The organism is Pseudomonas sp. GW822-FHT02G04 (genome assembly GCF_058802085.1).
In genome coordinates, this window is record NZ_JBXANU010000022.1 from 20,560 (window position 1) to 43,137 (window position 22,578).

Below are 22,578 nucleotides of genomic sequence, written 5' to 3' on the forward strand. Positions count from 1 at the left end.
AAGAGCAAAAGATCGCAGCCTCGTTTCACTCGACAGCTCCTACAGGGCGTACACCATCCCAATGTAGGAGCTGTCGAGTGAAACGAGGCTGCGATCTTTTTGCATTCAACAAAGATTCAATAATCATCCCCGCGGTCGGTGACATCCTTCTCCACCGTCACCGCATGCGGATCATGCCCCGCCGGAAACTTGCCTTTCAGATTCCAGGCAAACGCAATGATCTCGGCAATCGTGCGATACAACTCTTCCGGAATACTCTCTCCCAATTCCATCCGCGCCAGCAGTTTCACCAACTCGGCGTTTTCGTAAATCGGCACCTCATAATCCCGGGCAATCCGCAGAATTTCTTCAGCCAGTTCTTCGTCACCTTTGGCCGTGAGGGTAGGGGCGTGGCTGCCGTCGTATTTGAGGGCGATGGCCTGGCGCGGTGCGGTGGATTCGTTCATGCGGTTTCGTCGACCCAGCGTTGTTCGAGACGGGTTTGAGGGCCTTGTGGCGGTGTGCCGAGGTGGCAATCCAGATCGCCGACGTTCAGCCCGGAGTCCAGCAGGCGCTGGCGCAGCGCGGCCAGATTGCTTTCGATCAGGCTCGCGGTGTACGGCCGCTCGGCCCACAGCTGACTGGAGAGGCTGCCTTTGATCAGTTGGGCCTGAACCTGCAACGGCCCCAACGGTTCCATGTCGAACGCCAGCTCGACGCGCCATAGCGGTTGCTTGGGTTCGCGTTCGTCGCGGCGTTCGCGCGGTTGTTCTTTTTCGGGGGCTTCTTCGCGCTGGAATTTGACCTGCAACGGCACGATGTCCTGCAGGTTGCGCATGGGGATTTCCAGTTGCCAGGTGCTCATCAACCGCCCGTCACTGGTGACGCCAGTCTGCTCAAGGCTCGACAGCTGATGACTTTGCAAACGTGAAACCGCCGCCGCAGCCAGGCGCAGCAGGTGCTCGAGATCATTTTCGCCTTCCGCGCTTTGCAGCAGGCGCTCGGGCAGTGGGAAGCTGGTAGGCGACGGTTTGGCGCTGACTTGCCCGAGCATGCCGAGGGCATTGCGCACGAAACTCGGCATCGCCTGGGCCAGGGTGTTGGCGGCGATGATGGCGTTGAGATTGGTGTTGGCCGGCAGGCTCGGCGTCAGTTGGGCGATCAGCTTGAGCAGGTCGCCTTTCATGTCTGGCACCAGCGTCGGGTTTTGTCCGGTCAGCAATTTGGCTTCGAGGAACAGGCCACTGTTGGCCAGCGCCTGGGCCAGGCCTTTGGGCGTACTCAGTTGTTGAACGTCCGGCAGGCCGGCGAGCAATTTGTCCACGGCGGCGCGCAGGTCGCTGGAGGTCTGATCCGGCGGTGGCAGGTTTTGCAGGACTTTGATCAAGCCGTCCAGAGAACCCTGACGACTTTGCTGGCTGACCAGTTGTTGCGTCACCACCAACTGTTCCTGACGGCTGCTCAACGGCACGAATTTGAGTGTCTGAGTGTCCTGCACCAGGGCGCTCAGCAAGGTGCCGATGCGCAGCGGCGTTGGGCTGTCGATACTCAACGTGCTGCCGCTCAGCGCGGTGTTGAGCAGGCTCACCATCGAGCGAAACACCGTCGGCTGGCCCGGCACCTGCGGCATCACTTGGGAGGTCAGCACTTTGCCTTGCAGCAAGGTGCCGGCCGGCAGTTGCGCCGTGTCGATACGGGTAAGGGTGGCGATGCTGGAGGCGATGGCCTGTTGCACCGTGACCGCCAGATTGCCCGCCGATGGCTGGGTAATCGTCAGGCTGGCGCCCTGGGGCAACGGCTGAGTGCTGGTGGCCTGGACTGTGGTCTGGCGGCCGTTGTCGAGGGTGACCTTGAGCAACAGTTGAAAGGTCTGATCCGCCTGCTTGAGCGACAGCACTTCAGCCTTGGCGGTCTGACCGGCCGTGATCAGGCCCTCCATCGGCGTCAGCAGATTGAGCAACTCGCCGCTGACCACCAATGGGCGCGAAGTCGCCGGGGTGGTTGGCGGGAGCGGGAGGATGTTCATTTCGCCTGTCATACGCGGACACAACCTGAGGAAATTGCACTCTTGAGAGTAAGGTACGGCATGTATAATGCCGCCCGTCTTTCGCTGAGTGGCGAAAACATTGCAATTGATTGACGCAGCTCTCTAGAACAAGCCGTCATAGCATCTATGCTGCATCTCTTTAACGGCCGCGCCAGAGCCGACTTGAACCGTATAAGGCCCGTGAACCCTTGACCAGTCCTGTCCTGCAAACCGTTGCCCTTGCCTGTGAGCGAGACCTTCGGCTGCTCTTCGAAAATCTCGAATTGCGACTGGCCAGTGGCGAAATGTTACAGATCAGCGGCCCTAACGGCAGTGGCAAGACCAGCCTGTTACGTCTGCTTTGCGGTCTGATGCACCCGACCGCCGGTCAAGTGTTGCTCAACGGCCAGCCACTGAACGAACAACGCAGCGAACTGGCGCGCAACCTGCTGTGGATCGGCCATGCCGCCGGCATCAAGGATCTGCTGACCCCCGAGGAAAACCTCAGCTGGCTCTGCGCCTTGCATCAACCGGCGTCCCATGAGGCAATCTGGCAAGCGCTGGCAGCGGTGGGGCTGCGCGGTTTCGAGGATGTTCCCTGTCACACCCTGTCTGCCGGCCAGCAACGTCGTGTGGCCTTGGCGCGGTTGTACCTGGACAGCCCGCCGCTGTGGATCCTCGACGAGCCGTTCACCGCGCTCGACAAACAAGGTGTGGCGCAACTCGAAGAACACCTGGCCGCGCACTGCGAGCGCGGCGGCATGGTGGTGCTGACCACTCACCACACGCTGGGCCGGATGCCGGCCGGCTATCGCGACATTGATTTGGGGAATTGGGCCGTATGAGTGTTTTCGGCCTGTTGGTCGCCCGTGAGGCTCGTTTGCTGTTCCGCCGTCCTGCCGAATTGGCGAACCCGCTGGTATTTTTCGCCATCGTTGTTTCCTTGTTCCCGCTGGCGGTCGGTCCCGAGACTCAATTGTTGCAAACCTTGTCTCCGGGGCTGGTCTGGGTGGCGGCGCTTTTATCGGTTTTGCTCTCGCTGGACGGGCTCTTCCGCAGTGATTTCGAAGACGGATCCCTTGAACAGTGGGTCCTTTCGTCGCACCCCTTGCCTCTTCTGGTGTTGGCCAAGGTGCTGGCACACTGGGCCTTTTCCGGCCTGGCACTGGTTTTGCTCGCGCCATTGCTGGCGCTGATGCTCGGTTTGCCTGCCGCTTGTCTGCCGGTGTTGCTGCTTTCTTTATTGCTCGGTACACCGGTGTTGAGCCTGCTCGGTGCGGTGGGCGCAGCGCTGACGGTTGGATTGAAGCGTGGTGGCCTGTTGCTGGCACTGCTGATTCTGCCGCTGTACATCCCGGTATTGATTCTCGGCAGTGGCGCCTTGCAGGCGGCATTGCAGGGCATGCCGGCGACCGGTTATCTCTTGTGGCTTGGTAGCCTGACCGCCCTGGCGATAACCCTGGCACCTTTTGCAATAGCTGCTGGCCTGAAGATCAGTGTCGGCGAATAATGAGGTCTGGTTAAAATTTAACCAGTAAAGACCCTTTGGCTGTTTCGTGATAACGAACAGCAACCGTGATGGAAACAGCAATGAACTGGACCTGGTTTCATAAGCTCGGCTCGCCCAAATGGTTTTACGGCATCAGTGGCAAATTGCTGCCCTGGCTGAGCGTCGCGGCGTTGCTGCTGATTAGCGTCGGCGTGGTCTGGGGCCTGGCCTTCGCACCGCCGGACTACCAGCAAGGCAACAGCTTTCGAATCATCTATATCCACGTTCCTGCCGCCATGCTGGCGCAGTCGATCTATGTGATGCTGGCCGTGTGCGGCATTGTCGGGCTGGTGTGGAAAATGAAACTGGCCGACGTCGCCCTGCAATGCGCCGCCCCGATCGGTGCCTGGATGACCGCCGTGGCGCTGGTTACCGGGGCGATCTGGGGTAAACCGACCTGGGGTTCGTGGTGGGTCTGGGATGCGCGACTTACGTCCATGTTGATTCTGCTGTTTCTGTACTTCGGTCTTATTGCGCTGGGCAACGCCATCAGCAATCGTGACAGCGCGGCCAAGGCCTGCGCGGTGCTGGCGATTGTCGGCGTGATCAACATCCCGATCATCAAATACTCGGTGGAGTGGTGGAACACCCTGCACCAGGGCGCGACGTTCACCCTCACCGAAAAACCGGCGATGCCCGCCGAGATGTGGTTGCCACTGCTGCTGACGGTGCTGGGTTTCTACTGTTTCTTCGGCGCGGTGCTGTTGCTGCGCATGCGCCTTGAAGTGCTCAAGCGCGAAGCCCGGGCGAGCTGGGTGAAATCCGAAGTGCAGAACAGTCTGGAGGCCGCTCGATGAGTTTCGCTTCATTCGGCGACTTTCTCGCCATGGGCCATCACGGCCTGTATGTCTGGTCAGCCTATGGCATTTGCCTGGCGGTGCTGGCCCTCAACGTGGCGGCGCCGATCCTGGCCCGCAAGCGGTATCTGCAACAAGAGGCGCGTCGTTTGCGCCGGGAGAACGGCCAGTGAATCCGCTGCGTAAAAAGCGTCTTGTCATCATTCTCGCGATCCTGGTCGGTGTCGGCGCTGCCGTCGGCCTGGCCCTGAGCGCCCTGCAGCAGAACATCAATCTGTTTTACACCCCGACCCAGATCGCCAATGGCGAAGCGCCGCAAGACACGCGTATCCGCGCGGGCGGCATGGTCGAAAAAGGCTCGCTGCAACGCTCCGGCGATTCCCTGGACGTGAAATTCATCGTCACCGACTTCAACAAATCCGTGACCATCAGCTATCGCGGCATCCTTCCGGACCTGTTCCGCGAAGGGCAGGGCATCGTTGCCCTCGGCAAGCTCAACGCTGACGGCGTGGTGGTGGCCGACGAAGTGCTGGCCAAGCACGACGAGAAGTACATGCCGCCGGAAGTGACCAAGGCGTTGAAAGACAGTGGTCAGTCGGCACCTACGCAAGCCAAGGAGGGCTAACTGATGACTTCCGCACTTTACAGTTCAGGGCTGTTCATCCCCGAACTCGGCCATCTGGCCATGATCCTGGCGTTGTGTTTTGCGTTGGTGCAGGCCGTGGTGCCGTTGCTCGGTGCCTGGCGCGGCGACCGTTTGTGGATGAGCCTGGCCCAGCCGGCCGCGTGGGGGCAGTTCGCGTTTTTGCTGTTTGCTTTCGGTTGTCTGACCTATGCGTTCATGGCGGACGACTTCTCTGTCGCCTATGTGGCCAGCAACTCCAACAGCGCGCTGCCGTGGTACTACAAGTTCAGCGCCGTGTGGGGCGCTCACGAAGGTTCGTTGCTGCTGTGGGCGTTGATCCTCGGCGGCTGGACCTTCGCGGTGTCGGTGTTCTCCCGACAGTTGCCGCAAGTGATGCTGGCCCGGGTGCTGGCGGTGATGGGCATGATCAGCACGGGTTTCCTGCTGTTCCTGATCCTGACGTCTAACCCTTTCGCCCGGATCCTGCCGCAGATGCCGGCGGACGGGCGCGATCTTAATCCTCTGCTGCAAGACATCGGCCTGATCGTTCACCCGCCGATGCTGTACATGGGTTACGTCGGCTTCTCCGTGGCCTTCGCCTTCGCCATCGCCGCGCTGCTGGGCGGTCGTCTCGATGCGGCGTGGGCACGCTGGTCCCGTCCGTGGACGATCGTCGCCTGGGCCTTCCTTGGCATCGGTATCACGTTGGGTTCCTGGTGGGCCTACTACGAACTCGGCTGGGGCGGCTGGTGGTTCTGGGATCCGGTGGAAAACGCGTCCTTCATGCCTTGGCTGGTGGGCACGGCACTGATTCACTCGTTGGCGGTCACGGAAAAACGTGGCGTGTTCAAGAGCTGGACCGTGCTGTTGGCCATTGCCGCGTTCTCGTTGAGCTTGCTCGGGACCTTCCTGGTACGTTCCGGCGTGCTGACCTCGGTTCACGCCTTTGCGTCCGACCCTGAGCGCGGCGTGTTCATCCTGATTTTCCTGCTGTTTGTGGTCGGCGGTTCGCTGACGCTGTTCGCCCTGCGCGCCCCGGTGGTCAAGAGCCATGTGGGCTTTAACCTCTGGTCTCGGGAAACCCTGCTGCTGGGTAACAATCTGGTGCTGGTGGTGGCTGCTTCAATGATCCTGCTCGGCACCTTGTATCCGCTGATTCTCGATGCGATGACCGGCGCCAAACTGTCGGTCGGCCCGCCGTATTTCAACGCGCTGTTCATTCCGTTGATGGCGATCCTGATGGTGGTGATGGCGGTCGGCATGCTGGTGCGCTGGAAAGACACCCCGGTCAAATGGCTGATGAGCATGCTGACCCCGGTGTTGCTTGGCAGCGCCGCGTTGGCTGTCGTGGCGGGTGTCGCTTATGGCGATTTCAACTGGGCGGTGCTGGCGACCTTCATGTTGGCTGCCTGGGTGCTGCTGGCCGGTGTGCGGGACATTTTCGACAAGACTCGCCACAAAGGCCTGATCAAAGGTCTGCCGACCCTGACCCGCAGCTATTGGGGCATGCAACTTGCGCATTTGGGCATCGCCGTGTGCGCGCTGGGTGTCGTGTTGTCGAGCCAGAACAGTGCCGAGCGCGATCTGCGCCTGGCACCGGGTGAGTCCATGAGCCTGGCCGGTTACCAGTTTGTGTTCGAAGGCGCCAAGCACTTCGAAGGCCCGAACTTCACCTCCGACAAGGGCACCGTACGGGTGATCCGCGACGGTAAGGAAGTCAGCGTGCTGCACCCGGAAAAACGCCTGTACACCGTGCAGAACTCGGTGATGACCGAGGCCGGGATCGACGCCGGTTTTACCCGTGATCTGTACGTCGCACTGGGCGAGCCGTTGGGCGAGGGCGCCTGGGCGGTTCGGGTGCACGTCAAACCGTTCGTGCGCTGGATCTGGTTCGGTGGGCTGCTCACAGGTGTAGGCGGGTTGCTGGCGGCGCTGGATCGCCGTTATCGGGTCAAGGTAAAAAGCCGCGTGCGTGAAGCGCTCGGCATGACGGGAGCCACTGCATGAGACGTTGGTTGATGCTGTTGCCGCTGGCGATTTTTCTGGTGGTTGCTGTTTTTCTGTATCGGGGGCTGTACCTGAACCCGGCCGAGTTGCCCTCGGCGATGATCGACAAACCGTTCCCGGAGTTTTCCCTGCCCTCGGTGCAGGGCGACAAAACCCTGACCAAAGCGGACATTCTGGGTAAACCGGCACTGGTCAATGTGTGGGGCACCTGGTGCATTTCCTGCCGGGTCGAGCACCCGGTGTTGAACAAACTGGCCGAGAAGGGCGTGGTGATCTACGGCATCAACTACAAGGACACCAACGCGGACGCCTTGAAGTGGCTGGCCGAGTTCCACAACCCCTATCAACTGGACGTCCGTGACGATGCAGGCACCTTGGGCCTGAACCTCGGCGTGTATGGCGCACCGGAAACCTTCTTCATCGACGCCAAGGGCATCATCCGCGACAAATTCGTCGGGGTGATCGACGAACAGGTCTGGCGCGAAAAACTGGCGGCCAAGTATCAGGCGCTGGTCGACGAGGCCAAGCCATGAAGCGCTGGATTGCCGCCGCCGTTCTGGGGTTGAGCATGGCCGGCGTGGCCCATGCGGCCATCGACACCTATGAGTTCGCCAAAGAGGGCGATCGCGAGCGTTTTCGCGAGCTGACCAAAGAGCTGCGTTGCCCCAAGTGCCAGAATCAGGACATTGCCGATTCCAACGCACCGATCGCCGCCGACCTGCGCAAAGAGATTTTCCGCATGCTCGGCGAGGGCAAGGACAACCAGCAGATCATCGACTTCATGGTTGATCGCTACGGTGACTTCGTCCGCTACAAACCTGCCCTCAACGCCAAGACCGCATTGCTCTGGTTCGGCCCCGCCGGTCTGCTGCTGGGCGGTTTTGTGATCATCGCCGTGATCGTCCGCCGCCGTCGCGTGCAACGTGCCGACAGCAAGGATGAGCTCTCTTTTGATGAGCGTGAGCGCCTCGACCACCTGTTGGATAAAACCAAGCATGATTGATTTCTGGCTCGCTGCAGGTCTGCTGCTTCTGGTAGCCCTGAGTTTTTTGCTGATCCCCGTTCTGCGCGGTCGTCGCGCCCAGCTTGAAGAGGATCGTACGGCGCTGAACGTCGCGCTGTATCAAGAGCGCGTGGCTGAGTTGCAGACTCAGCAGGAAGAAGGCGTACTCAACGCCGAACAGATGAATGCCGGCCGCGCCGAAGCCGCCCGTGAACTGCTTGCCGACACTGAGGGCGTCGAGGCGCCGCGAGTGTCGCGTCTGGGCAAACCATTGCCATTGCTGGCAGCGATTCTAGTGCCCGTGCTGGGCCTTGGGCTGTACCTGCATTTCGGTGCCAGCGACAAAGTCGAGCTGACCCGCGAGTTCGCCCAGGCGCCGCAGTCGATGGAAGACATGACCCGTCGCCTGGAGCGTGCGGTCGCAGCCCAACCGGATTCGGCCGAAGGCCTGTACTTCCTCGGCCGCACTTACATGGCCCAGGACCGCCCTGGCGATGCGGCGAAGATCTTCGAACGCACCGTGAACCTGGCCGGTCGCCAGCCGGAACTGCTCGGGCAGTGGGCTCAGGCTCAATACTTCGCCGATGGCAAGAAGTGGTCGGACAAGGTCCAGGCCCTGACCGACGAAGCACTGAAAGCCGATCCAAAGGAAGTCACCAGCCTCGGCCTGCTGGGCATCGCGGCCTTCGAAGGCGAGCGTTACCAGGAAGCCATCGACTACTGGAATCGCCTGTTGGTGCAACTGCCACCGGAAGACCAGTCCCGTGTCGCGCTGCAAGGCGGCATCGCCAAGGCTGCCGAGAAGCTTGAAGCCAGCGGTGGCAAGGTGGCTCAGGTTCAGGCTCCGGCAGTGAAGGTTGCAGCACTGCTCAAGGTGCGTGTCGATCTGGCGCCCGACTTGAAAGCCAGGGTCCAGCCCGGCGACAGCGTGTTCATCTTCGCCCGCGCCACCGCAGGCCCGCCCGCACCATTGGCGGCCAAGCGCCTGACCGTTGCCGACCTGCCAGCGACCGTCGAGCTGGGCGATGCCGACGCAATGATGCCGCAATTGAAACTGTCGAACTTCCCCGAAGTCCAACTGGTTGCGCGCATCTCCCGCGCCGGCCAACCGACTGCCGGCGAATGGATCGGTCGTAGCCAACCCTTGGCCACCAGCACCACCGCGCCACAAAAACTGACCATCGACAGCCCGGATAAATAACAGGAAACGCCACCATGACCGCCTTCGCTCGTATCACTCTCCTCAGCATGATGGTTTTGGGGCTAAGCGCGTGTGCGGTCCAGGAGCACGAGCCCGAACGGCTGCCGCCGATCCCGCCCTCGCAGCCGAGCACCAAACCGACCACGCCGAGCAAGCCGAGCACGCCGGTCAAACCATCGAAACCGGCGCCACGCACCTCCGCCAGCTTCGCCCCGCCACCGGGCGGCAATAGCCATTGGGATGCGAAACTCGGTGTTTACGTCCTCGACAACCAGACCAACACCTTCTACCGCCAGCGCACCTACTACCGCTGGAACAACGGCTGGAGCCGCTCGATCAGCCCGAACGGGCCATGGGAAGAGACGGATATCCACGGTGTGCCGGGTGGGCTGGGCAGACAATTCGGGCAGTGAATGGAAACGGCGATCTGAGGATCGCCGTTTTGCTTTTCGGCATTTGAAAAGATCGCAGGCTTCGCCAGCTCCTACAGAATCGCGTACGACGATGATCGCGCGTGTACGCAGCTAATGGAGCTGGCGAAGCCTGCGATCTTTTGATCTTGATTGAATGCTGCCTCAGACCTTCTCACCAACAACCCCTGCACATGGCCAACCCGATCAAATCAACACCCTGTAAAACAACCGAGCGTCGCGATCCGGATTTTTGTGCTTGAGTAAAGGTAACCCTAGGGTTATTTTTGTTGGGCCGGAGCAAGGAGGCTGGTGGTGCAGAGCAGGTTATTGATCAAGGAACTGATGGAGGCGGGCTGGACACTGGACCGGGTCACCGGCAGTCATCACATCTTCACTCACCGTTACAACCCTTACACGATACCCGTCCCTCATCCGAAGAAGGATTTACCGATCGGGACGGTCAAAAGCATCAGGAGGCGAGCCGGACTTTATTGCCCGGGAGCCAGTTTGGCAGGAGATCCATAATGCAATACCCAATCTGTATCGAGTGGGGCGACGAGAACACCGCCATCGGTATTCAGATCCCCGATATTCCTGGTGCCGTGACGGCCGGGGATACGTTTGAAGATGCTTACAACGCGGCAGTCGAGATTGCCCACATCATGCTGCAGGAGATCATGGCGGACGGGGAGTCAATTCCGATGCCGACCTCTGCGGCCGCGCACCGCGAGAATCCGGAATTTGCCGACATGGGTTGGGGAATGCTGGAGCTGGACATCTCGCCGTATCTGGGCAAGACCGAGAAGGTCAACGTGACGCTGCCTGGCTACGTGATTCAGCGCATTGATCGTTATGTGCGAGAGCACAAAGTCAAAAGTCGTTCCTCCTTTCTCGCGGATGCTGCGCTGGAGAAGCTGATTCGGCATTGAGGAGGGTCAGTTACATCGCCTTCGCGGGCAAGCCTCGCTCCTACAGGATTAATGCAAGACTTTGTAGGAGCGAGGCTTGCCCGCGAAGCTTTTAGCGTCTTAAGCAGTCGTCAATGCAGCCTTCTCCGACACACTCAAAAACCGCAACAACGCCAGCAACGGAAACACGCTGCCGACAATCACGATCCACAACCAGCCACCATGTTCGTACACCGCACTGGCCACCGATGAGCCGAACGCGCCGCCGATGAAGATGCTGGTCATGTACAGCGCATTCAGGCGGCCGCGGCTCTTGGCGTCGAGGGTGTAGACCGCGCGTTGACCAAGGACCATGTTCATTTGCACGCAGAAATCCAGCACCACGCCCGTCACGGCCAGGCCGATGACGCTGTAGGCCGGGTGGATGAAGGCCGGCAGGAAGCTCAGGCTGGCGAACAGCATCGCCAGCAGCGAGGCGAGGCGGGTGTGGCCGGCATCGGCCAGTCGACCGGCGATGGGCGCGGCAATCGCGCCGATGGCTCCGACCAGGGCGAAAATCGCGATCTGGGTTTGCGACAGACCGTGATTGCGCGCCAGTTCCAGCGGCACGGCGGTCCAGAACAGGCTGAAGGTGGCGAACATGCAGGCTTGGTAAAAGGCCCGTTGACGCAAAACCGGTTGCCGGCGCAGCAGCGTCCAGAGCGAACCCAGTAACTGGCCATAAGAGGCGCTGTGATCAGGCTGGCGTTTGGGCACCGTAAGGGCCAGGACGATGCTGATAGCTGCCATCAACACTGCAGCGATGACGAACATCGCGCGCCAGCCGAAGCGGTCGGCCACTACGCTGGACACCGGCCGGGCCAGCAGAATCCCCAGCAGCAGACCGCCCATGATCCCGCCGACCACGCGGCCACGCGACGCTTCCGGCGTCAGGTGGGCGGCCAGTGGAATCAGGATCTGTACCGACACCGAGCTGAAACCCACCAGCAACGAGATCAACAGAAACACGTTCGGCTGATCGGTGAACGCTGCGCCCAGCAGACTGGCAATCGCCACCACGGTGGTGATGATCATCAAGCGGCGGTTTTCCAGCAGATCACCCAGCGGCACCAGGAAGAACAGGCCCAGCGCATAACCAATCTGCGTCAGCGAAACGATCAGGCTGGCCATGGTGTCGGTCAGGCCGATGTCTGGCGCGATCAGGCCGATGATCGGCTGGGCGTAGTAGATGTTAGCGACGATCGCGCCGCAGCAGAAGGCGAAAAGCAGCACCATGCCCCGGGTCATTGTCGCGGTGCCGTGGGGCACCTGAGTCGCTGAATTCATAACGTGGCTCGCTGAGCAAGAAGAAAGTGAGCAGAGGCTAATCGGCTGGCTAGAGCGGCGGAAGAGGGTTTGGAGTGATAGTAATCATTCCTTTGCGGAATGAGTGACGCAGGTGTGAACTGTCTGTCGATGAACCATGCGTCCGAACAGTGGGATCCGATGATACATTCACTAACATCTTCTTCGATAGCGTGCTTATGTTCTCTTACGCTCCATAAACCGGAAGGCACTTCAACATGAATGCGATGCTCCGTCACCTGATCCGCGGCGTTTGCGTTGTTACCCTGATCAGCTTGTTCACGGCAGGTCTTGCTCAGGCCGCCGATGTGCCGCCGGGAATGCGCATCGGTGTGCGCGGCGAGATCACCGGCATCAGCGCCGACGTCATGAAGGTCCACGTCAGCAGCGGCGAAAACGTGGTGATCAACCTGACCAAGGACACCAAAATCCGCGCCGTCACCCTGGCCAATATCGAAGACATCAAACCCGGCAGCTACATCGGCTCGGCTGCCGTGCCGCAGGAGGATGGCACGCTCAAGGCGCTGGAAGTCCATGTCTTCCCGCCGGAACTGGCTGGCAGCGGCGACGGCCATCGGCCTTTTGATCTGGTCAAGGGCAGCAGCATGACCAATGGTAGCGTGGGCGATCTGGTGGTCAGCAACGGCCGGGTTCTGACCGTCAACTACAAGGGTGGCCAGCAGACGATTCTGGTGCCGGAGGATGTGCCGGTCGTCAACCTGTTGCCGGGGGATCGCAGTTTGCTGAAGGTGGGGGTGAAGATCGTGACGTTTGTGACCCAGAGTGCCGATGGGACATTGACCGCTCAATCCATTTCGGCGGGCAAGGATGGTGTGACGCCGCCGATGTAACGGTATCCCACAAAAAAGGCGACCTGCACAGGTCGCCTTTTGATTGAGCTCAGGAATTACTGACCGCTGTAAATCTGGTCGAAAATCCCACCGTCGTTGAAGTGAGTCTTCTGCACGGTACGCCAGTCACCGAAGGTCTTCTCCACCGACAGGAAATCCACTTTCGGGAAGCGATCGGTGTACTTCGCCAACACCGCCGGATCACGCGGGCGCAGGTAGTTGGCAGCCGCAATCTCCTGACCTTCCGGCGACCACAGGTACTTCAGATATTCTTCGGCAGCCGCGCGAGTGCCTTTCTTGTCGACGTTTTTGTCGACCACCGACACCGGCGGCTCGGCTTGCGCGGAGACACTCGGGTAGATCACTTCAAACTGATCACGACCAAACTCGCGAGCAATCATTTCCGCTTCGTTTTCGAAGGTCACCAGCACGTCGCCGATCTGGTTGGTCATGAATGTGGTGGTGGCTGCACGGCCGCCGGTATCCAGCACTGGCGCTTGTTTGAACAGTTTGCCGACGAAGGCTTTTGCCTTGTTTTCGTCACCGCCGTTTTTCAGTACATAGCCCCAGGCCGAGAGGTAGGTGTAGCGGCCGTTGCCCGAGGTTTTCGGGTTGGGGACGATCACCTGCACGCCATCCTTGAGCAGGTCCGGCCAGTCTTTCAGGGCTTTCGGGTTGCCTTTGCGTACGATGAACACGGTGGCCGAAGTGAACGGCGCGCTGTTGTTCGGCAGGCGCGTGACCCAGTTGTCCGGGACCAGTTTGCCGTTGTCCGCCAAGGCGTTGATGTCGGTGGCCATGTTCATGGTGATGACGTCAGCCGGCAGGCCATCAATCACTGAGCGGGCCTGTTTGCTGGAACCGCCGAAGGACATCTGCAGCGTGATGTTTTCGTTGTGTTCGGCTTGCCAGTGTTTCTGGAAGGCAGCGTTGTAGTCCTTGTAGAAATCTCGCATCACGTCGTAGGAAACGTTAAGCAGGGTCGGTGCGGCCTGAGCCATGCTGCTCAAGGCCAGGCCAGCGGCCAGAAGTGAGGCGCCAAAGAGTTTTTTCACTGCGCATTCCTTGTTTTATCAAACGTGTTCGATGGTAAGTGTTGGCAATTTGCCAGCGACTATAGCCGGGCTCGCATAGTCGTTTAAAGATTAAAAAGCACTTTGCTTATTCCGTTTTCTTAAACAGCGCATTGCCACAACGGGAGCAGAACGCCGCGCTGTGTTCGTGGCTGTTTTTCTTGCAGGTCGGGCAGTCGTGTTGCAGTTGCTCACCACGCATGGCGTTGGCCAGTTCCGCGGTGAAGATCCCCGTCGGCACGGCGATGATCGAGTAACCGGTGATCATCACCAGGGATGAAATCACCTGACCCAGTGGCGTCTTGGGCACGATGTCGCCAAAACCCACGGTGGTCAGCGTCACGATAGCCCAATAGATCCCTTTGGGGATGCTGGTGAAGCCGTGCTCCGGACCTTCGATCACGTACATCAACGTGCCGAATACCGTCACCAGGGTGCTGACGCTGAGCAGAAACACCACGATTTTCTGCTTGCTGCCGCGCAACGCCGACATCAAGTAGTTGGCTTGTTTCAGATACGGGCTGAGCTTGAGCACGCGGAAAATCCGCAACATCCGTATGATCCGGATGATCAGCAGGTACTGCGCATCGCTGTAATACAGCGCGAGAATGCCGGGCACGATCGCCAGCAAATCCACCAACCCATAGAAGCTGAACGCGTAGCGCAGCGGCTTGGGCGAGCAATACAGGCGCAGGCCGTATTCGATGACGAAAATGACGGTGAAGCCCCATTCGATGTACGCCAGCACGTCGGCGTAGTTCTGGTGAACGCTGTCGATACTGTCCAGCACCACGATCACCAGGCTGGCGAGGATGATCAACAGCAAGATGCTGTCAAAACGCCGACCGGCCCGGGTGTCGGTCTGGAAGATCATGACGTAAAGCTCTTCACGCCAGTTTTTGCTGCTGTCCATGGATAACGCCTGAATCGAGAATCAGCGCAGCCTAGGGTGATTCTCCCCGCCAGCGCAAGGTGCGCTGTCCATGGCGGCCTGACGCAATACCCGAATGCCAGCGCGAATCAGCCAGCAGGCAAGAATGAACGGCGCGGTCAGCGTTGTCAGGCCCAGTGCAGCGAACCCCGGTGTGAGCAGTACCGCGAGCAGAATGCCGAGCAGCGGCAGCCACGGTTGGCGGCGTTGCGGGCTGAAGGCGAGGGCGGCGAGCAGTGGGTTGTAGCTGCTCAAACCCTGCAAGGCGCTGGAGGTGTCGTGATGCAGCAAGGCGAAGCCCAGGCCGGCGGCGGAGCCGAGTAGTGCCCACAGAAAGGCGCGGCGGTCGGCGATCAGTAATCCGGCGGCAATCAGCGTGCCGGCCAGGGGATGGCCGAGAAACATGACTTGCCCCAGGCCTTTCAATTCGGCGGCGAGCAGGTTGAGGGTGTTCAGTTCGATCAGCGGAGCAGGTTGCTGTGGTGCGGCAAAGCCGAGCAACAACCAACTCAACCCAACGAATGGTGCGGTATAGGCCGGTAGACATTGATGATCGCGAGCACCTTTGAGCCATTGCTGAGTGAGCATCGCACTCAGACCGCCGCAGGCGATGATCAACGGTGGCAACAGTGCTGACCATGGGAAATACAGGCTCAGCAGCAGGCCGAGCAGAATACCGTTGTAACTGAACAGGCCAGCCTGACGATCCGCCTTGGCATACCCGCGACGTTGCGCGGTAAGTAACCCGGCGACACCGCCCAGCAGCGCACCGCCGAGCAGAGCGGGCGCGGTGAACAGAATCGCTAACAGACACAGCAGCCCGCACAGCGGATGGCGCTGGAGGAATATCTGGCTGAAACCGTTGAGCAGGGCGGTCGCCCAGTCGGGGCAGTGGGTGTTGAAGTGGTTGGCAGGCATGGTGGGGGCTGTCAGTACAGATCGTTCCCACGCTCTGCGTGGGAATGCCTCAATGGACGCTCTGCGTCTGCTCTTGGGACGCGGAGCGTCCCGGGCTGCATTCCCACGCAGAGCGTGGGAACGATCATTGTGAGGGGTTAGATTAATGTCTCGATGCGCAACGAATTGGTTGACCCCGGCTGCCCAAACGGCACGCCCGCGGTAATCAGCAACGTATCCCCGCGCTGAGCCATCCCCTGTGCCTGGGCGATTTCCAGCGCTGTCGAGCACACTTCATCCACCTGACGCAGCCGATCGTTGACCACTGAATGCACGCCCCACGCCACGGTTAAACGTCGAGCGGTTTGCAGGTTCGGCGTCAGGTTGAGGATCGGCACCGTCGGCCGTTCCCGCGCCGCCCGCAGGCTCGAGGTGCCGGACTCGCTGTAGTTCACCAGCACCGCCACCGGCAGCACGTTGCTGATACGGCGGATCGCGCAGCTGATGGCGTCCGACACCGTGGCCTCGGCTTTTGGCCGGCTCACGTCCAGTTGGGTTTGATAATCCGGGCCGTTTTCCACCTGACGGATGATCTTGCTCATCATCTGCACGGCTTCCAGCGGGTACTCGCCAGACGCGGTTTCCGCCGACAGCATCACCGCGTCCGCGCCTTCGGCCACGGCGTTGGCGACATCGGTGACTTCGGCGCGGGTCGGGGCCGGGGAGAAGCGCATCGACTCCAGCATCTGCGTCGCCACCACCACCGGTTTGCCGAGTTGGCGGCAGGTGCCGATGATGTTTTTCTGAATCTGCGGCACGCTTTCGGCCGGCACTTCCACGCCGAGGTCACCACGAGCGACCATGATCGCATCGCTCAATTCAGCGATTTCCCGCAGTTGAGTCACGGCCGATGGCTTCTCGATCTTGGCCATCAAGAACGCTTTGTCGCCGATCAGCGCGCGGGCTTCGCGGATGTCTTCCGGGCGTTGCACGAACGACAGCGCGACCCAGTCCACACCCAGCTCGAGGCCGAAGCTCAAGTCGCGACGGTCCTTGGCGGTCAGCGGGCTCAGGTCGAGCACCGCTTGCGGCACGTTAACGCCTTTGCGATCCGACAGCTCGCCGCCATTGAGCACCGTGGTGTCGATGGCGTCGGCGTACTTGGTCACCACCCGCAGGCGCAACTTGCCGTCGTCCAGCAGCAGGTCCATGCCGGGCTCCAGCGCGGCAATGATTTCCGGGTGGGGCAGGTTGACCCGGCGCTGATCCCCCGGCGTCGCATCCAGATCCAGGCGCAATGCCTGGCCGCGATGCAGCTGCACTTTGCCCTGGGCGAATTTGCCGACCCGCAGTTTCGGGCCTTGCAGGTCCATCAGAATCCCCAGCGGATAATTCAGCTGGCGCTCGACTTCACGAATCCACTGATAGCGCTGTGCATGGTCGGCGTGATCGCCGTGGCTGAAGTTCAGGCGAAAGATATTGACCCCGGCCCGCACCAGCTCACGGATATCGTCGATCCCGTCGGTGGCCGGGCCGAGGGTGGCGAGGATTTTGACCTTCTTGTCAGGCGTCATGTTTAGGGCTCTCGAGAATCAGGATGGCGCGGAAGTCGTTGACGTTGGTGCGAGTCGGCTCGGTGACGATCAGTGCATCCAGCGCCGCGAAGTAGCCATAGCCATTGTTGTTGTCCAGCTCATCGCTTGCACTCAGGCCTAGGGCGGCGGCACGGGCATAGCTTTCCGGAGTCATGATCGCGCCGGCATTGTCTTCGGAGCCGTCGATACCGTCGGTGTCACCGGCCAGGGCATAGACGCCGGGCAGGCCTTTGAGGCTGTCGGTCAGGCTCAACAGGAATTCGGCGTTGCGCCCGCCACGGCCATTGCCGCGCACGGTGACGGTGGTTTCGCCGCCGGACAGAATCACGCACGGCGCCGCCAGCGGCTGGCCGTGCTGGACGATCTGCCGCGCAATGCCGGCGTGGACCTTCGCCACTTCCCTGGATTCACCTTCCAGGTCGCCGAGAATCAACGGGCTGAAACCAGCCTGACGGGCTTTCACCGCCGCCGCTTCCAGTGACTGCTGCGGACGGGCGATCAATTGAAAATGACTGCGGGCCAGACTCGGATCGCCGGGTTTGACCGTTTCCGAATCGGGGCTTTGCAGCCAGTTGCGCACCGAGGTCGGGACTTCGATGGCATAACGCTTGAGGATCGCCAACGCTTCAGCCGAGGTGCTCGGGTCGGCCACGGTGGGGCCGGAGGCGATGACCGTGGCGAGATCGCCCGGCACATCGGAAATCGCATAGGTGTAAACCGTGGCCGGCCAGCAGGTTTTGCCCAGACGCCCACCCTTGATCGCCGAGAGGTGCTTGCGCACGCAGTTCATCTCGCCGATGGTCGCGCCGGATTTGAGCAGCGCTTTGTTGATCGATTGCTTGTCGGCCAGGGTGATGCCGGCGGCAGGCAAGGCGAGCAGGGCAGAGCCACCGCCGGACAACAGGAAGATCACACGGTCGTCTTCGCTCAGGTTACTGACCAGTTCCAGAACCCGTTTCGCGACGGCCAGACCGGCAGCGTCCGGTACTGGATGCGCGGCTTCGACCACTTCGATTTTTTCGCATGGGGCGCCGTGGCCGTAGCGGGTCACTACCAGGCCAGACACTTCACCCTGCCAGCAGCGTTCGACCACCTGGGCCATGGCTGCAGCGGCTTTACCGGCGCCGATGACGATCACCCGACCGCTGCGGTCGGTTGGCAGATGGGCTTCAAGGACGTGCTGCGGATGGGCCGCGTCGATGGCTGTGGCAAACAGCTCGCGCAGCAATTGTTGCGGATCGACCGACATGGCGGGCTCCCGGAATTCTTGTTATTGGAGGGCAACTCGGTTCCCTGTAATGATCGTTCCCACGCTCCGCGTGGGAATGCCTTAATGGACGCTTTGCGTCCGCTTTGGCAGGGACGCGGAGCGTCCCGGGATGCATTCCCACGCAGAGCGCGGGAATGATCAGTACGGGACAGGCGTTATTTATCGCGAATCGAGAAATTCGCCATGTGTTCCAAGCCCTTTATCAGCGCCGAGTGATCCCAGTTGCTGCCACCGATGGCCGCGCAGGTGCTGAACACTTGCTGGGCATTGGCGGTGTTCGGCAGGTTGATGTTCAGCTCGCGGGCACCGGCCAGGGCCAGGTTCAGGTCCTTCTGGTGCAGGCTGATGCGGAAACCCGGATCGAAGGTGCCTTTGATCATGCGCTCGCCGTGAACTTCAAGGATCTTCGACGAGGCGAAACCACCCATCAGTGCTTCACGCACCTTCGCTGGGTCGGCACCGTTTTTCGAGGCGAACAACAACGCTTCGGCCACGGCCTGGATGTTCAGCGCGACGATGATCTGGTTCGCCACTTTCGCGGTTTGCCCGTCACCGTTGCCACCGACCAGGGTGATGTTCTTGCCCATGGCCTGGAACAGCGGCAGGGCGCGTTCGAAGGCATCGGCTTCACCACCGACCATGATGCTCAGGGTCGCGGCCTTGGCGCCGACTTCACCGCCGGAAACCGGGGCGTCGAGGTATTGCGCGCCTTTTTCGTTGATTTTGGCGGCGAAGGTTTTGGTGGCCGTCGGCGAGATCGAGCTCATGTCGATCACGACTTTGCCCTTGCTGACGCCCGCTGCAACGCCGTCGGCGCGGAACAGCACGTCATCGACCTGCGGGGTATCGGGAACCATGACGATGATGAATTCGGCTTCCTGGGCGACTTCTTTCGGGTTCGCCAGCGCAACGGCGCCAGCGGCCACCAGGTCGGCAGGCGCAGGGTCGTGGTGCGCCGACAGGAACAGGCTGTGACCGGCTTTCTGCAGGTTCAATGCCATTGGGTGGCCCATGATGCCGGTGCCGATAAATCCGATTTTAGCCATGAGAAAATCCTCTTGTTTTTGTGTCGCCAAATAATGTGCGCGTAGCTGAGGTAGACACATCCTGTGGCGAGGGAGCTTGCTCCCGCTGGGTTGCGAAGCGACCCCAAACCAACCGCCGTGGTGTGCCAGGTAAAACTTGCTCGCAGGTTTACGACTGCTTCGCAGCCGAACGGGAGCAAGCTCCCTCGCCACAATGGTTCTGTTTCAACATCAGATCGCGTTATGGGTTTTCAACCAGCCCAGACCCGCTTCGGTGGTGGTCAGTGGCTTGTATTCACAGCCGACCCAACCCTGATAACCGATGCGGTCCAGGTGTTCGAACAGGAAGCGGTAGTTGATTTCACCGGTGCCCGGCTCGTTGCGCCCTGGGTTGTCGGCCAATTGCACGTGGTTGATCTCATCCAGGTGCGCGGCCATGGTGCGGGCCAGGTCGCCCTCCATGATTTGCATGTGATAGATGTCGTATTGCAGGAACAGGTTGGCGCTGCCGACCTGCTCACGAATCGACAGGGCTTGCGCCGTGTTGTTCAGGTAGAAGCCCGGAATGTCGCGAGTGTTGATCGCTTCCATCACCAGTTTGATGCCCGCCGCTTGCAGCTTGTCGGCCGCGTACTTGAGGTTGGCGACGAAGGTTTTTTCCACGGTAGCCTCGTCGACGCCTTGTGGACGAATACCGGCCAGGCAGTTGACCTGGGTGTTGCCCAGCACCTGGGCGTAGGCGATCGCCAGATCGACACCAGCGCGGAATTCTTCAACCCGGTCCGGCAGGCACGCAATACCGCGTTCGCCCTTGGCCCAGTCACCGGCCGGCAGGTTGAACAGCACCTGGGTCAAGCCATTGGCATCGAGCCTGGCCTTGATTTCGGCGGAGCTGAAGTCGTAGGGGAACAGGTATTCGACACCACTGAAGCCGGCCTTGGCGGCAGCGTCGAAACGGGCAAGAAAATCCTGCTCGGTGAACAGCATGGACAGGTTGGCTGCGAAACGCGGCATGGTGGTCTCCCGTAAGTGTGTGAGGGCTGATCGTTCCCACGCTCTGCGTGGGAATGCCTCATTGGACGCTCTGCGTCCGCTGTTGGGACGCGGAGCGTCCCGGGCTGCATTCCCACGCAGAGCGTGGGAACGATCAGCGTGGGAACGATCATCAATCGAGCAACGAAATCGCCGTTGGCGCATCGTTGCCGACCAGCGCCAGGTCTTCGAATTCGTTGACGGCGTTGATCTCGGTGCCCATGGAAATGTTGGTCACGCGCTCCAGAATGATCTCGACGATCACCGGCACCTTGAACTCTTCAATCATCTCCTGAGCCTTGCGCAGGGCAGGCTGGATCTGACCCGGTTCGAATACCCGCAGCGCCTTGCAACCCAGGCCTTCGGCGACCGCGACATGGTCGACACCGTAACCGTTGAGTTCCGGAGCGTTGAGGTTGTCGAAGGACAGTTGCACGCAGTAGTCCATGTCGAAACCGCGCTGCGCCTGACGGATCAGCCCCAGGTACGAGTTGTTCACCACGACGTGGATGTACGGCAGCTTGAACTGCGCGCCCACCGCCAGTTCTTCGATCATGAACTGGAAGTCGTAGTCGCCCGAGAGCGCCACCACCTTGCGGGTCGGATCCGCCTTGACCACGCCGAGCGCGGCCGGAATGGTCCAGCCCAACGGGCCGGCCTGGCCGCAGTTGATCCAGTGACGCGGTTTGTAAACGTGCAGGAACTGCGCGCCGGCAATCTGCGACAGACCGATGGTGCTGACGTAGCAGGTGTCTTTGCCGAACACCTGGTTCATCTCTTCGTAAACGCGCTGCGGCTTGACCGGCACGTTGTCGAAGTGAGTCTTGCGCTGCAGGCTGGCTTTGCGCTGCTGGCAGTCTTTCAGCCAGACGCTGCGGTTTTTCAGCTTGCCGGCGGCTTGCCATTCGCGAGCGACTTCGATGAACACGGTCAATGCGGCAGCGGCGTCGGACACGATGCCCAGGTCCGGGGTGAACACGCGGCCGATCTGGGTCGGTTCGATGTCGACGTGAATGAACTTGCGGCCTTCGGTGTAAACGTCGACCGAACCGGTGTGACGGTTGGCCCAACGGTTACCGACGCCCAGCACCACGTCGGACTTCAGCATCGTCGCATTGCCATAGCGGTGCGAGGTTTGCAGACCGACCATGCCGACCATCAGCGGGTGATCGTCCGGGATGGTGCCCCAGCCCATCAGGGTCGGGATGACCGGAATACCGGTCAGCTCGGCGAACTCCACCAGCAACTCGCTGGCGTCGGCATTGATGATGCCGCCACCGGCTACCAGCAATGGGCGTTCAGCCTGGTCGAGCATGGCCAGGGCTTTTTCCACCTGCACGCGGGTCGCGCTCGGTTTGGCCAATGGCAGCGGCTGGTAGGCGTCGATGTCGAATTCGATTTCGGCCATCTGCACGTCGAACGGCAGGTCGATCAGCACTGGGCCCGGACGGCCGGAGCGCATCTCATAGAAGGCTTTCTGGAACGCGTAAGGCACCTGGCCCGGCTCCAGAACCGTAGTCGCCCACTTGGTGACCGGCTTGACTATGCTGGTGATGTCGACAGCCTGGAAGTCTTCCTTGTGCATACGGGCTCGCGGTGCTTGCCCGGTGATGCACAGGATCGGGATCGAGTCGGCCGAGGCGCTGTAGAGCCCGGTGACCATGTCGGTACCGGCAGGTCCCGATGTGCCGATGCACACGCCGATGTTGCCGGCCTTGGTGCGGGTGTAACCCTCGGCCATGTGCGAGGCGCCTTCAACGTGGCGAGCGAGGACGTGATCGATGCCACCGACCTTCTGCAAGGCGGAGTACAGCGGGTTGATCGCGGCGCCCGGGATGCCAAAAGCGGTATCGACCCCTTCACGGCGCATCACCAGAACGGCGGCTTCGATTGCTCTCATTTTGCTCATGGTTTTGTGCCTCTTACGTTTTATAATTGTATACAAGCGGCTTTGCGCAGAGTGTATTCACGGCGGACGGCGCAGGTCAATCCATTTTCTCAAGCGGCTGGTTCATTCGTCGGAAGCCCAAAGAACTGTGGCTTTTCGTCGCA

24 protein-coding genes are annotated in these 22,578 nt (G+C 60.7%); 13 read left to right on the forward strand and 11 right to left on the reverse strand.

Features of this window, described 5'->3' with window-relative positions:
* Positions 1 to 116: 116 nt before the first annotated feature.
* Both AC1RO5_RS23190 and fliK read right to left on the reverse strand, forming a co-directional pair.
* The gene (locus AC1RO5_RS23190; RefSeq protein WP_493177870.1) at positions 117 to 446 is read right to left on the reverse strand and encodes an EscU/YscU/HrcU family type III secretion system export apparatus switch protein; all 330 of its coding nucleotides are present in this window, start codon (positions 444 to 446) and stop codon (positions 117 to 119) included.
* Positions 443 to 2,017 carry a flagellar hook-length control protein FliK gene (fliK, locus tag AC1RO5_RS23195; protein ID WP_493177871.1) on the reverse strand — a complete coding sequence of 525 codons (1,575 nt, stop codon included), beginning with the start codon at positions 2,015 to 2,017 and terminating at the stop codon, positions 443 to 445. Before fliK ends, AC1RO5_RS23190 begins: the two co-directional genes overlap by 4 nt.
* A 197-nt stretch (positions 2,018 to 2,214) precedes the next feature.
* On the opposite strand from fliK, the gene ccmA reads away from it, so the two are divergent.
* From ccmA to AC1RO5_RS23255, 12 genes are all read left to right on the forward strand, one after another.
* Positions 2,215 to 2,850 (forward strand): cytochrome c biogenesis heme-transporting ATPase CcmA, encoded by a 636-nt coding sequence (gene ccmA, locus AC1RO5_RS23200; RefSeq protein ID WP_493177872.1) that lies wholly within the window; start codon positions 2,215 to 2,217, stop codon positions 2,848 to 2,850.
* Positions 2,847 to 3,515: a heme exporter protein CcmB gene (gene ccmB, locus AC1RO5_RS23205; RefSeq protein WP_007939195.1), complete on the forward strand. Its 669-nt coding sequence runs from the start codon at positions 2,847 to 2,849 to the stop codon at positions 3,513 to 3,515. Before ccmA ends, ccmB begins: the two co-directional genes overlap by 4 nt.
* A gap of 80 nt (positions 3,516 to 3,595) precedes the next feature.
* Entirely contained in the window at positions 3,596 to 4,351 is a 756-nt protein-coding gene (locus tag AC1RO5_RS23210; RefSeq protein WP_413696234.1) for a heme ABC transporter permease, read from the forward strand.
* Entirely contained in the window at positions 4,348 to 4,524 is a 177-nt protein-coding gene (gene ccmD / locus AC1RO5_RS23215) for a heme exporter protein CcmD (RefSeq protein ID WP_007939192.1), read from the forward strand. Before AC1RO5_RS23210 ends, ccmD begins: the two co-directional genes overlap by 4 nt.
* Positions 4,521 to 4,976, forward strand: a complete 456-nt coding sequence (gene ccmE / locus AC1RO5_RS23220) for a cytochrome c maturation protein CcmE (protein WP_019648123.1) — start codon at positions 4,521 to 4,523, stop codon at positions 4,974 to 4,976. The genes ccmD and ccmE overlap by 4 nt, the downstream gene beginning before the upstream one ends.
* 3 nt (positions 4,977 to 4,979) lie before the next feature.
* The gene (locus AC1RO5_RS23225; RefSeq protein WP_413696235.1) at positions 4,980 to 6,983 is read left to right on the forward strand and encodes a heme lyase CcmF/NrfE family subunit; all 2,004 of its coding nucleotides are present in this window, start codon (positions 4,980 to 4,982) and stop codon (positions 6,981 to 6,983) included.
* The gene (locus AC1RO5_RS23230) at positions 6,980 to 7,516 is read left to right on the forward strand and encodes a DsbE family thiol:disulfide interchange protein (protein ID WP_493177874.1); all 537 of its coding nucleotides are present in this window, start codon (positions 6,980 to 6,982) and stop codon (positions 7,514 to 7,516) included. The genes AC1RO5_RS23225 and AC1RO5_RS23230 overlap by 4 nt, the downstream gene beginning before the upstream one ends.
* Positions 7,513 to 7,986, forward strand: coding sequence for a cytochrome c-type biogenesis protein (locus tag AC1RO5_RS23235; RefSeq protein ID WP_477813937.1), 474 nt, complete (start codon positions 7,513 to 7,515; stop codon positions 7,984 to 7,986). Before AC1RO5_RS23230 ends, AC1RO5_RS23235 begins: the two co-directional genes overlap by 4 nt.
* Positions 7,979 to 9,187: a c-type cytochrome biogenesis protein CcmI gene (gene ccmI / locus AC1RO5_RS23240; RefSeq protein ID WP_493177876.1), complete on the forward strand. Its 1,209-nt coding sequence runs from the start codon at positions 7,979 to 7,981 to the stop codon at positions 9,185 to 9,187. The genes AC1RO5_RS23235 and ccmI overlap by 8 nt, the downstream gene beginning before the upstream one ends.
* Before the next feature lie 14 nt (positions 9,188 to 9,201).
* Positions 9,202 to 9,600 carry a hypothetical protein gene (locus AC1RO5_RS23245; protein WP_493177877.1) on the forward strand — a complete coding sequence of 133 codons (399 nt, stop codon included), beginning with the start codon at positions 9,202 to 9,204 and terminating at the stop codon, positions 9,598 to 9,600.
* 312 nt (positions 9,601 to 9,912) lie between these two features.
* Positions 9,913 to 10,125 carry a type II toxin-antitoxin system HicA family toxin gene (locus AC1RO5_RS23250; protein ID WP_019579596.1) on the forward strand — a complete coding sequence of 71 codons (213 nt, stop codon included), beginning with the start codon at positions 9,913 to 9,915 and terminating at the stop codon, positions 10,123 to 10,125.
* The gene (locus AC1RO5_RS23255; protein ID WP_258670509.1) at positions 10,125 to 10,529 is read left to right on the forward strand and encodes a type II toxin-antitoxin system HicB family antitoxin; all 405 of its coding nucleotides are present in this window, start codon (positions 10,125 to 10,127) and stop codon (positions 10,527 to 10,529) included. Before AC1RO5_RS23250 ends, AC1RO5_RS23255 begins: the two co-directional genes overlap by 1 nt.
* A 99-nt stretch (positions 10,530 to 10,628) precedes the next feature.
* Here AC1RO5_RS23255 and AC1RO5_RS23260 read toward each other — a convergent pair whose 3' ends face one another.
* Complete coding sequence (locus AC1RO5_RS23260; protein ID WP_493177880.1) at positions 10,629 to 11,834, reverse strand: MFS transporter; 1,206 nt, start codon at positions 11,832 to 11,834, stop codon at positions 10,629 to 10,631.
* Positions 11,835 to 12,070: 236 nt separating this feature from the next.
* Between AC1RO5_RS23260 and AC1RO5_RS23265 the strand changes: the two genes are divergently transcribed.
* A complete protein-coding gene (locus AC1RO5_RS23265; protein ID WP_493177881.1) occupies positions 12,071 to 12,703 on the forward strand; it encodes a hypothetical protein in 633 nt (210 codons plus the stop codon).
* A 56-nt stretch (positions 12,704 to 12,759) separates the two neighbouring features.
* Here the strand turns inward: AC1RO5_RS23265 and AC1RO5_RS23270 are convergent, their stop codons facing one another.
* The 8 genes from AC1RO5_RS23270 to gcl all read right to left on the reverse strand — a co-directional run bounded on the left by AC1RO5_RS23270 (position 12,760) and on the right by gcl (position 22,435).
* Complete coding sequence (locus AC1RO5_RS23270) at positions 12,760 to 13,758, reverse strand: sulfate ABC transporter substrate-binding protein (RefSeq protein ID WP_493177882.1); 999 nt, start codon at positions 13,756 to 13,758, stop codon at positions 12,760 to 12,762.
* Between the two features lie 106 nt (positions 13,759 to 13,864).
* Positions 13,865 to 14,689 (reverse strand): ion transporter, encoded by an 825-nt coding sequence (locus AC1RO5_RS23275; RefSeq protein WP_493177883.1) that lies wholly within the window; start codon positions 14,687 to 14,689, stop codon positions 13,865 to 13,867.
* A 21-nt stretch (positions 14,690 to 14,710) separates the two neighbouring features.
* Positions 14,711 to 15,625, reverse strand: coding sequence for an urea transporter (locus AC1RO5_RS23280; RefSeq protein WP_493177884.1), 915 nt, complete (start codon positions 15,623 to 15,625; stop codon positions 14,711 to 14,713).
* Between the two features lie 137 nt (positions 15,626 to 15,762).
* Entirely contained in the window at positions 15,763 to 17,178 is a 1,416-nt protein-coding gene (pyk, locus tag AC1RO5_RS23285; protein WP_493177885.1) for a pyruvate kinase, read from the reverse strand.
* On the reverse strand, positions 17,168 to 18,448 hold the full coding sequence (locus AC1RO5_RS23290; protein WP_493177886.1) for a glycerate kinase type-2 family protein: 1,281 nt from the start codon (positions 18,446 to 18,448) through the stop codon (positions 17,168 to 17,170). The genes pyk and AC1RO5_RS23290 overlap by 11 nt, the downstream gene beginning before the upstream one ends.
* Before the next feature lie 176 nt (positions 18,449 to 18,624).
* On the reverse strand, positions 18,625 to 19,515 hold the full coding sequence (locus tag AC1RO5_RS23295; RefSeq protein WP_007939173.1) for a 2-hydroxy-3-oxopropionate reductase: 891 nt from the start codon (positions 19,513 to 19,515) through the stop codon (positions 18,625 to 18,627).
* Between the two features lie 210 nt (positions 19,516 to 19,725).
* The gene (gene hyi, locus AC1RO5_RS23300; RefSeq protein ID WP_018925087.1) at positions 19,726 to 20,508 is read right to left on the reverse strand and encodes a hydroxypyruvate isomerase; all 783 of its coding nucleotides are present in this window, start codon (positions 20,506 to 20,508) and stop codon (positions 19,726 to 19,728) included.
* Between the two features lie 151 nt (positions 20,509 to 20,659).
* Positions 20,660 to 22,435, reverse strand: a complete 1,776-nt coding sequence (gene gcl, locus AC1RO5_RS23305) for a glyoxylate carboligase (RefSeq protein WP_493177888.1) — start codon at positions 22,433 to 22,435, stop codon at positions 20,660 to 20,662.
* Positions 22,436 to 22,578: the final 143 nt, after the last annotated feature.

What these genes read in the sequence shown, in the direction of transcription:
- AC1RO5_RS23295 (WP_007939173.1), bottom strand. Translation starts at nt 19,515, where the DNA reads ATGGCTAAAATCGGATTTATCGGCACCGGCATCATGGGCCACCCAATG.
- AC1RO5_RS23210 (WP_413696234.1), top strand. Translation starts at nt 3,596, where the DNA reads ATGAACTGGACCTGGTTTCATAAGCTCGGCTCGCCCAAATGGTTTTAC.
- gcl (WP_493177888.1), bottom strand. Translation starts at nt 22,435, where the DNA reads ATGAGCAAAATGAGAGCAATCGAAGCCGCCGTTCTGGTGATGCGCCGT.
- AC1RO5_RS23230 (WP_493177874.1), top strand. Translation starts at nt 6,980, where the DNA reads ATGAGACGTTGGTTGATGCTGTTGCCGCTGGCGATTTTTCTGGTGGTT.
- ccmB (WP_007939195.1), top strand. Translation starts at nt 2,847, where the DNA reads ATGAGTGTTTTCGGCCTGTTGGTCGCCCGTGAGGCTCGTTTGCTGTTC.
- AC1RO5_RS23260 (WP_493177880.1), bottom strand. Translation starts at nt 11,834, where the DNA reads ATGAATTCAGCGACTCAGGTGCCCCACGGCACCGCGACAATGACCCGG.
- AC1RO5_RS23280 (WP_493177884.1), bottom strand. Translation starts at nt 15,625, where the DNA reads ATGCCTGCCAACCACTTCAACACCCACTGCCCCGACTGGGCGACCGCC.
- ccmI (WP_493177876.1), top strand. Translation starts at nt 7,979, where the DNA reads ATGATTGATTTCTGGCTCGCTGCAGGTCTGCTGCTTCTGGTAGCCCTG.
- AC1RO5_RS23255 (WP_258670509.1), top strand. Translation starts at nt 10,125, where the DNA reads ATGCAATACCCAATCTGTATCGAGTGGGGCGACGAGAACACCGCCATC.
- hyi (WP_018925087.1), bottom strand. Translation starts at nt 20,508, where the DNA reads ATGCCGCGTTTCGCAGCCAACCTGTCCATGCTGTTCACCGAGCAGGAT.
- AC1RO5_RS23265 (WP_493177881.1), top strand. Translation starts at nt 12,071, where the DNA reads ATGAATGCGATGCTCCGTCACCTGATCCGCGGCGTTTGCGTTGTTACC.
- AC1RO5_RS23225 (WP_413696235.1), top strand. Translation starts at nt 4,980, where the DNA reads ATGACTTCCGCACTTTACAGTTCAGGGCTGTTCATCCCCGAACTCGGC.
- pyk (WP_493177885.1), bottom strand. Translation starts at nt 17,178, where the DNA reads ATGACGCCTGACAAGAAGGTCAAAATCCTCGCCACCCTCGGCCCGGCC.
- ccmD (WP_007939192.1), top strand. Translation starts at nt 4,348, where the DNA reads ATGAGTTTCGCTTCATTCGGCGACTTTCTCGCCATGGGCCATCACGGC.
- fliK (WP_493177871.1), bottom strand. Translation starts at nt 2,017, where the DNA reads ATGACAGGCGAAATGAACATCCTCCCGCTCCCGCCAACCACCCCGGCG.
- AC1RO5_RS23190 (WP_493177870.1), bottom strand. Translation starts at nt 446, where the DNA reads ATGAACGAATCCACCGCACCGCGCCAGGCCATCGCCCTCAAATACGAC.
- AC1RO5_RS23235 (WP_477813937.1), top strand. Translation starts at nt 7,513, where the DNA reads ATGAAGCGCTGGATTGCCGCCGCCGTTCTGGGGTTGAGCATGGCCGGC.
- AC1RO5_RS23245 (WP_493177877.1), top strand. Translation starts at nt 9,202, where the DNA reads ATGACCGCCTTCGCTCGTATCACTCTCCTCAGCATGATGGTTTTGGGG.
- AC1RO5_RS23275 (WP_493177883.1), bottom strand. Translation starts at nt 14,689, where the DNA reads ATGGACAGCAGCAAAAACTGGCGTGAAGAGCTTTACGTCATGATCTTC.
- AC1RO5_RS23290 (WP_493177886.1), bottom strand. Translation starts at nt 18,448, where the DNA reads ATGTCGGTCGATCCGCAACAATTGCTGCGCGAGCTGTTTGCCACAGCC.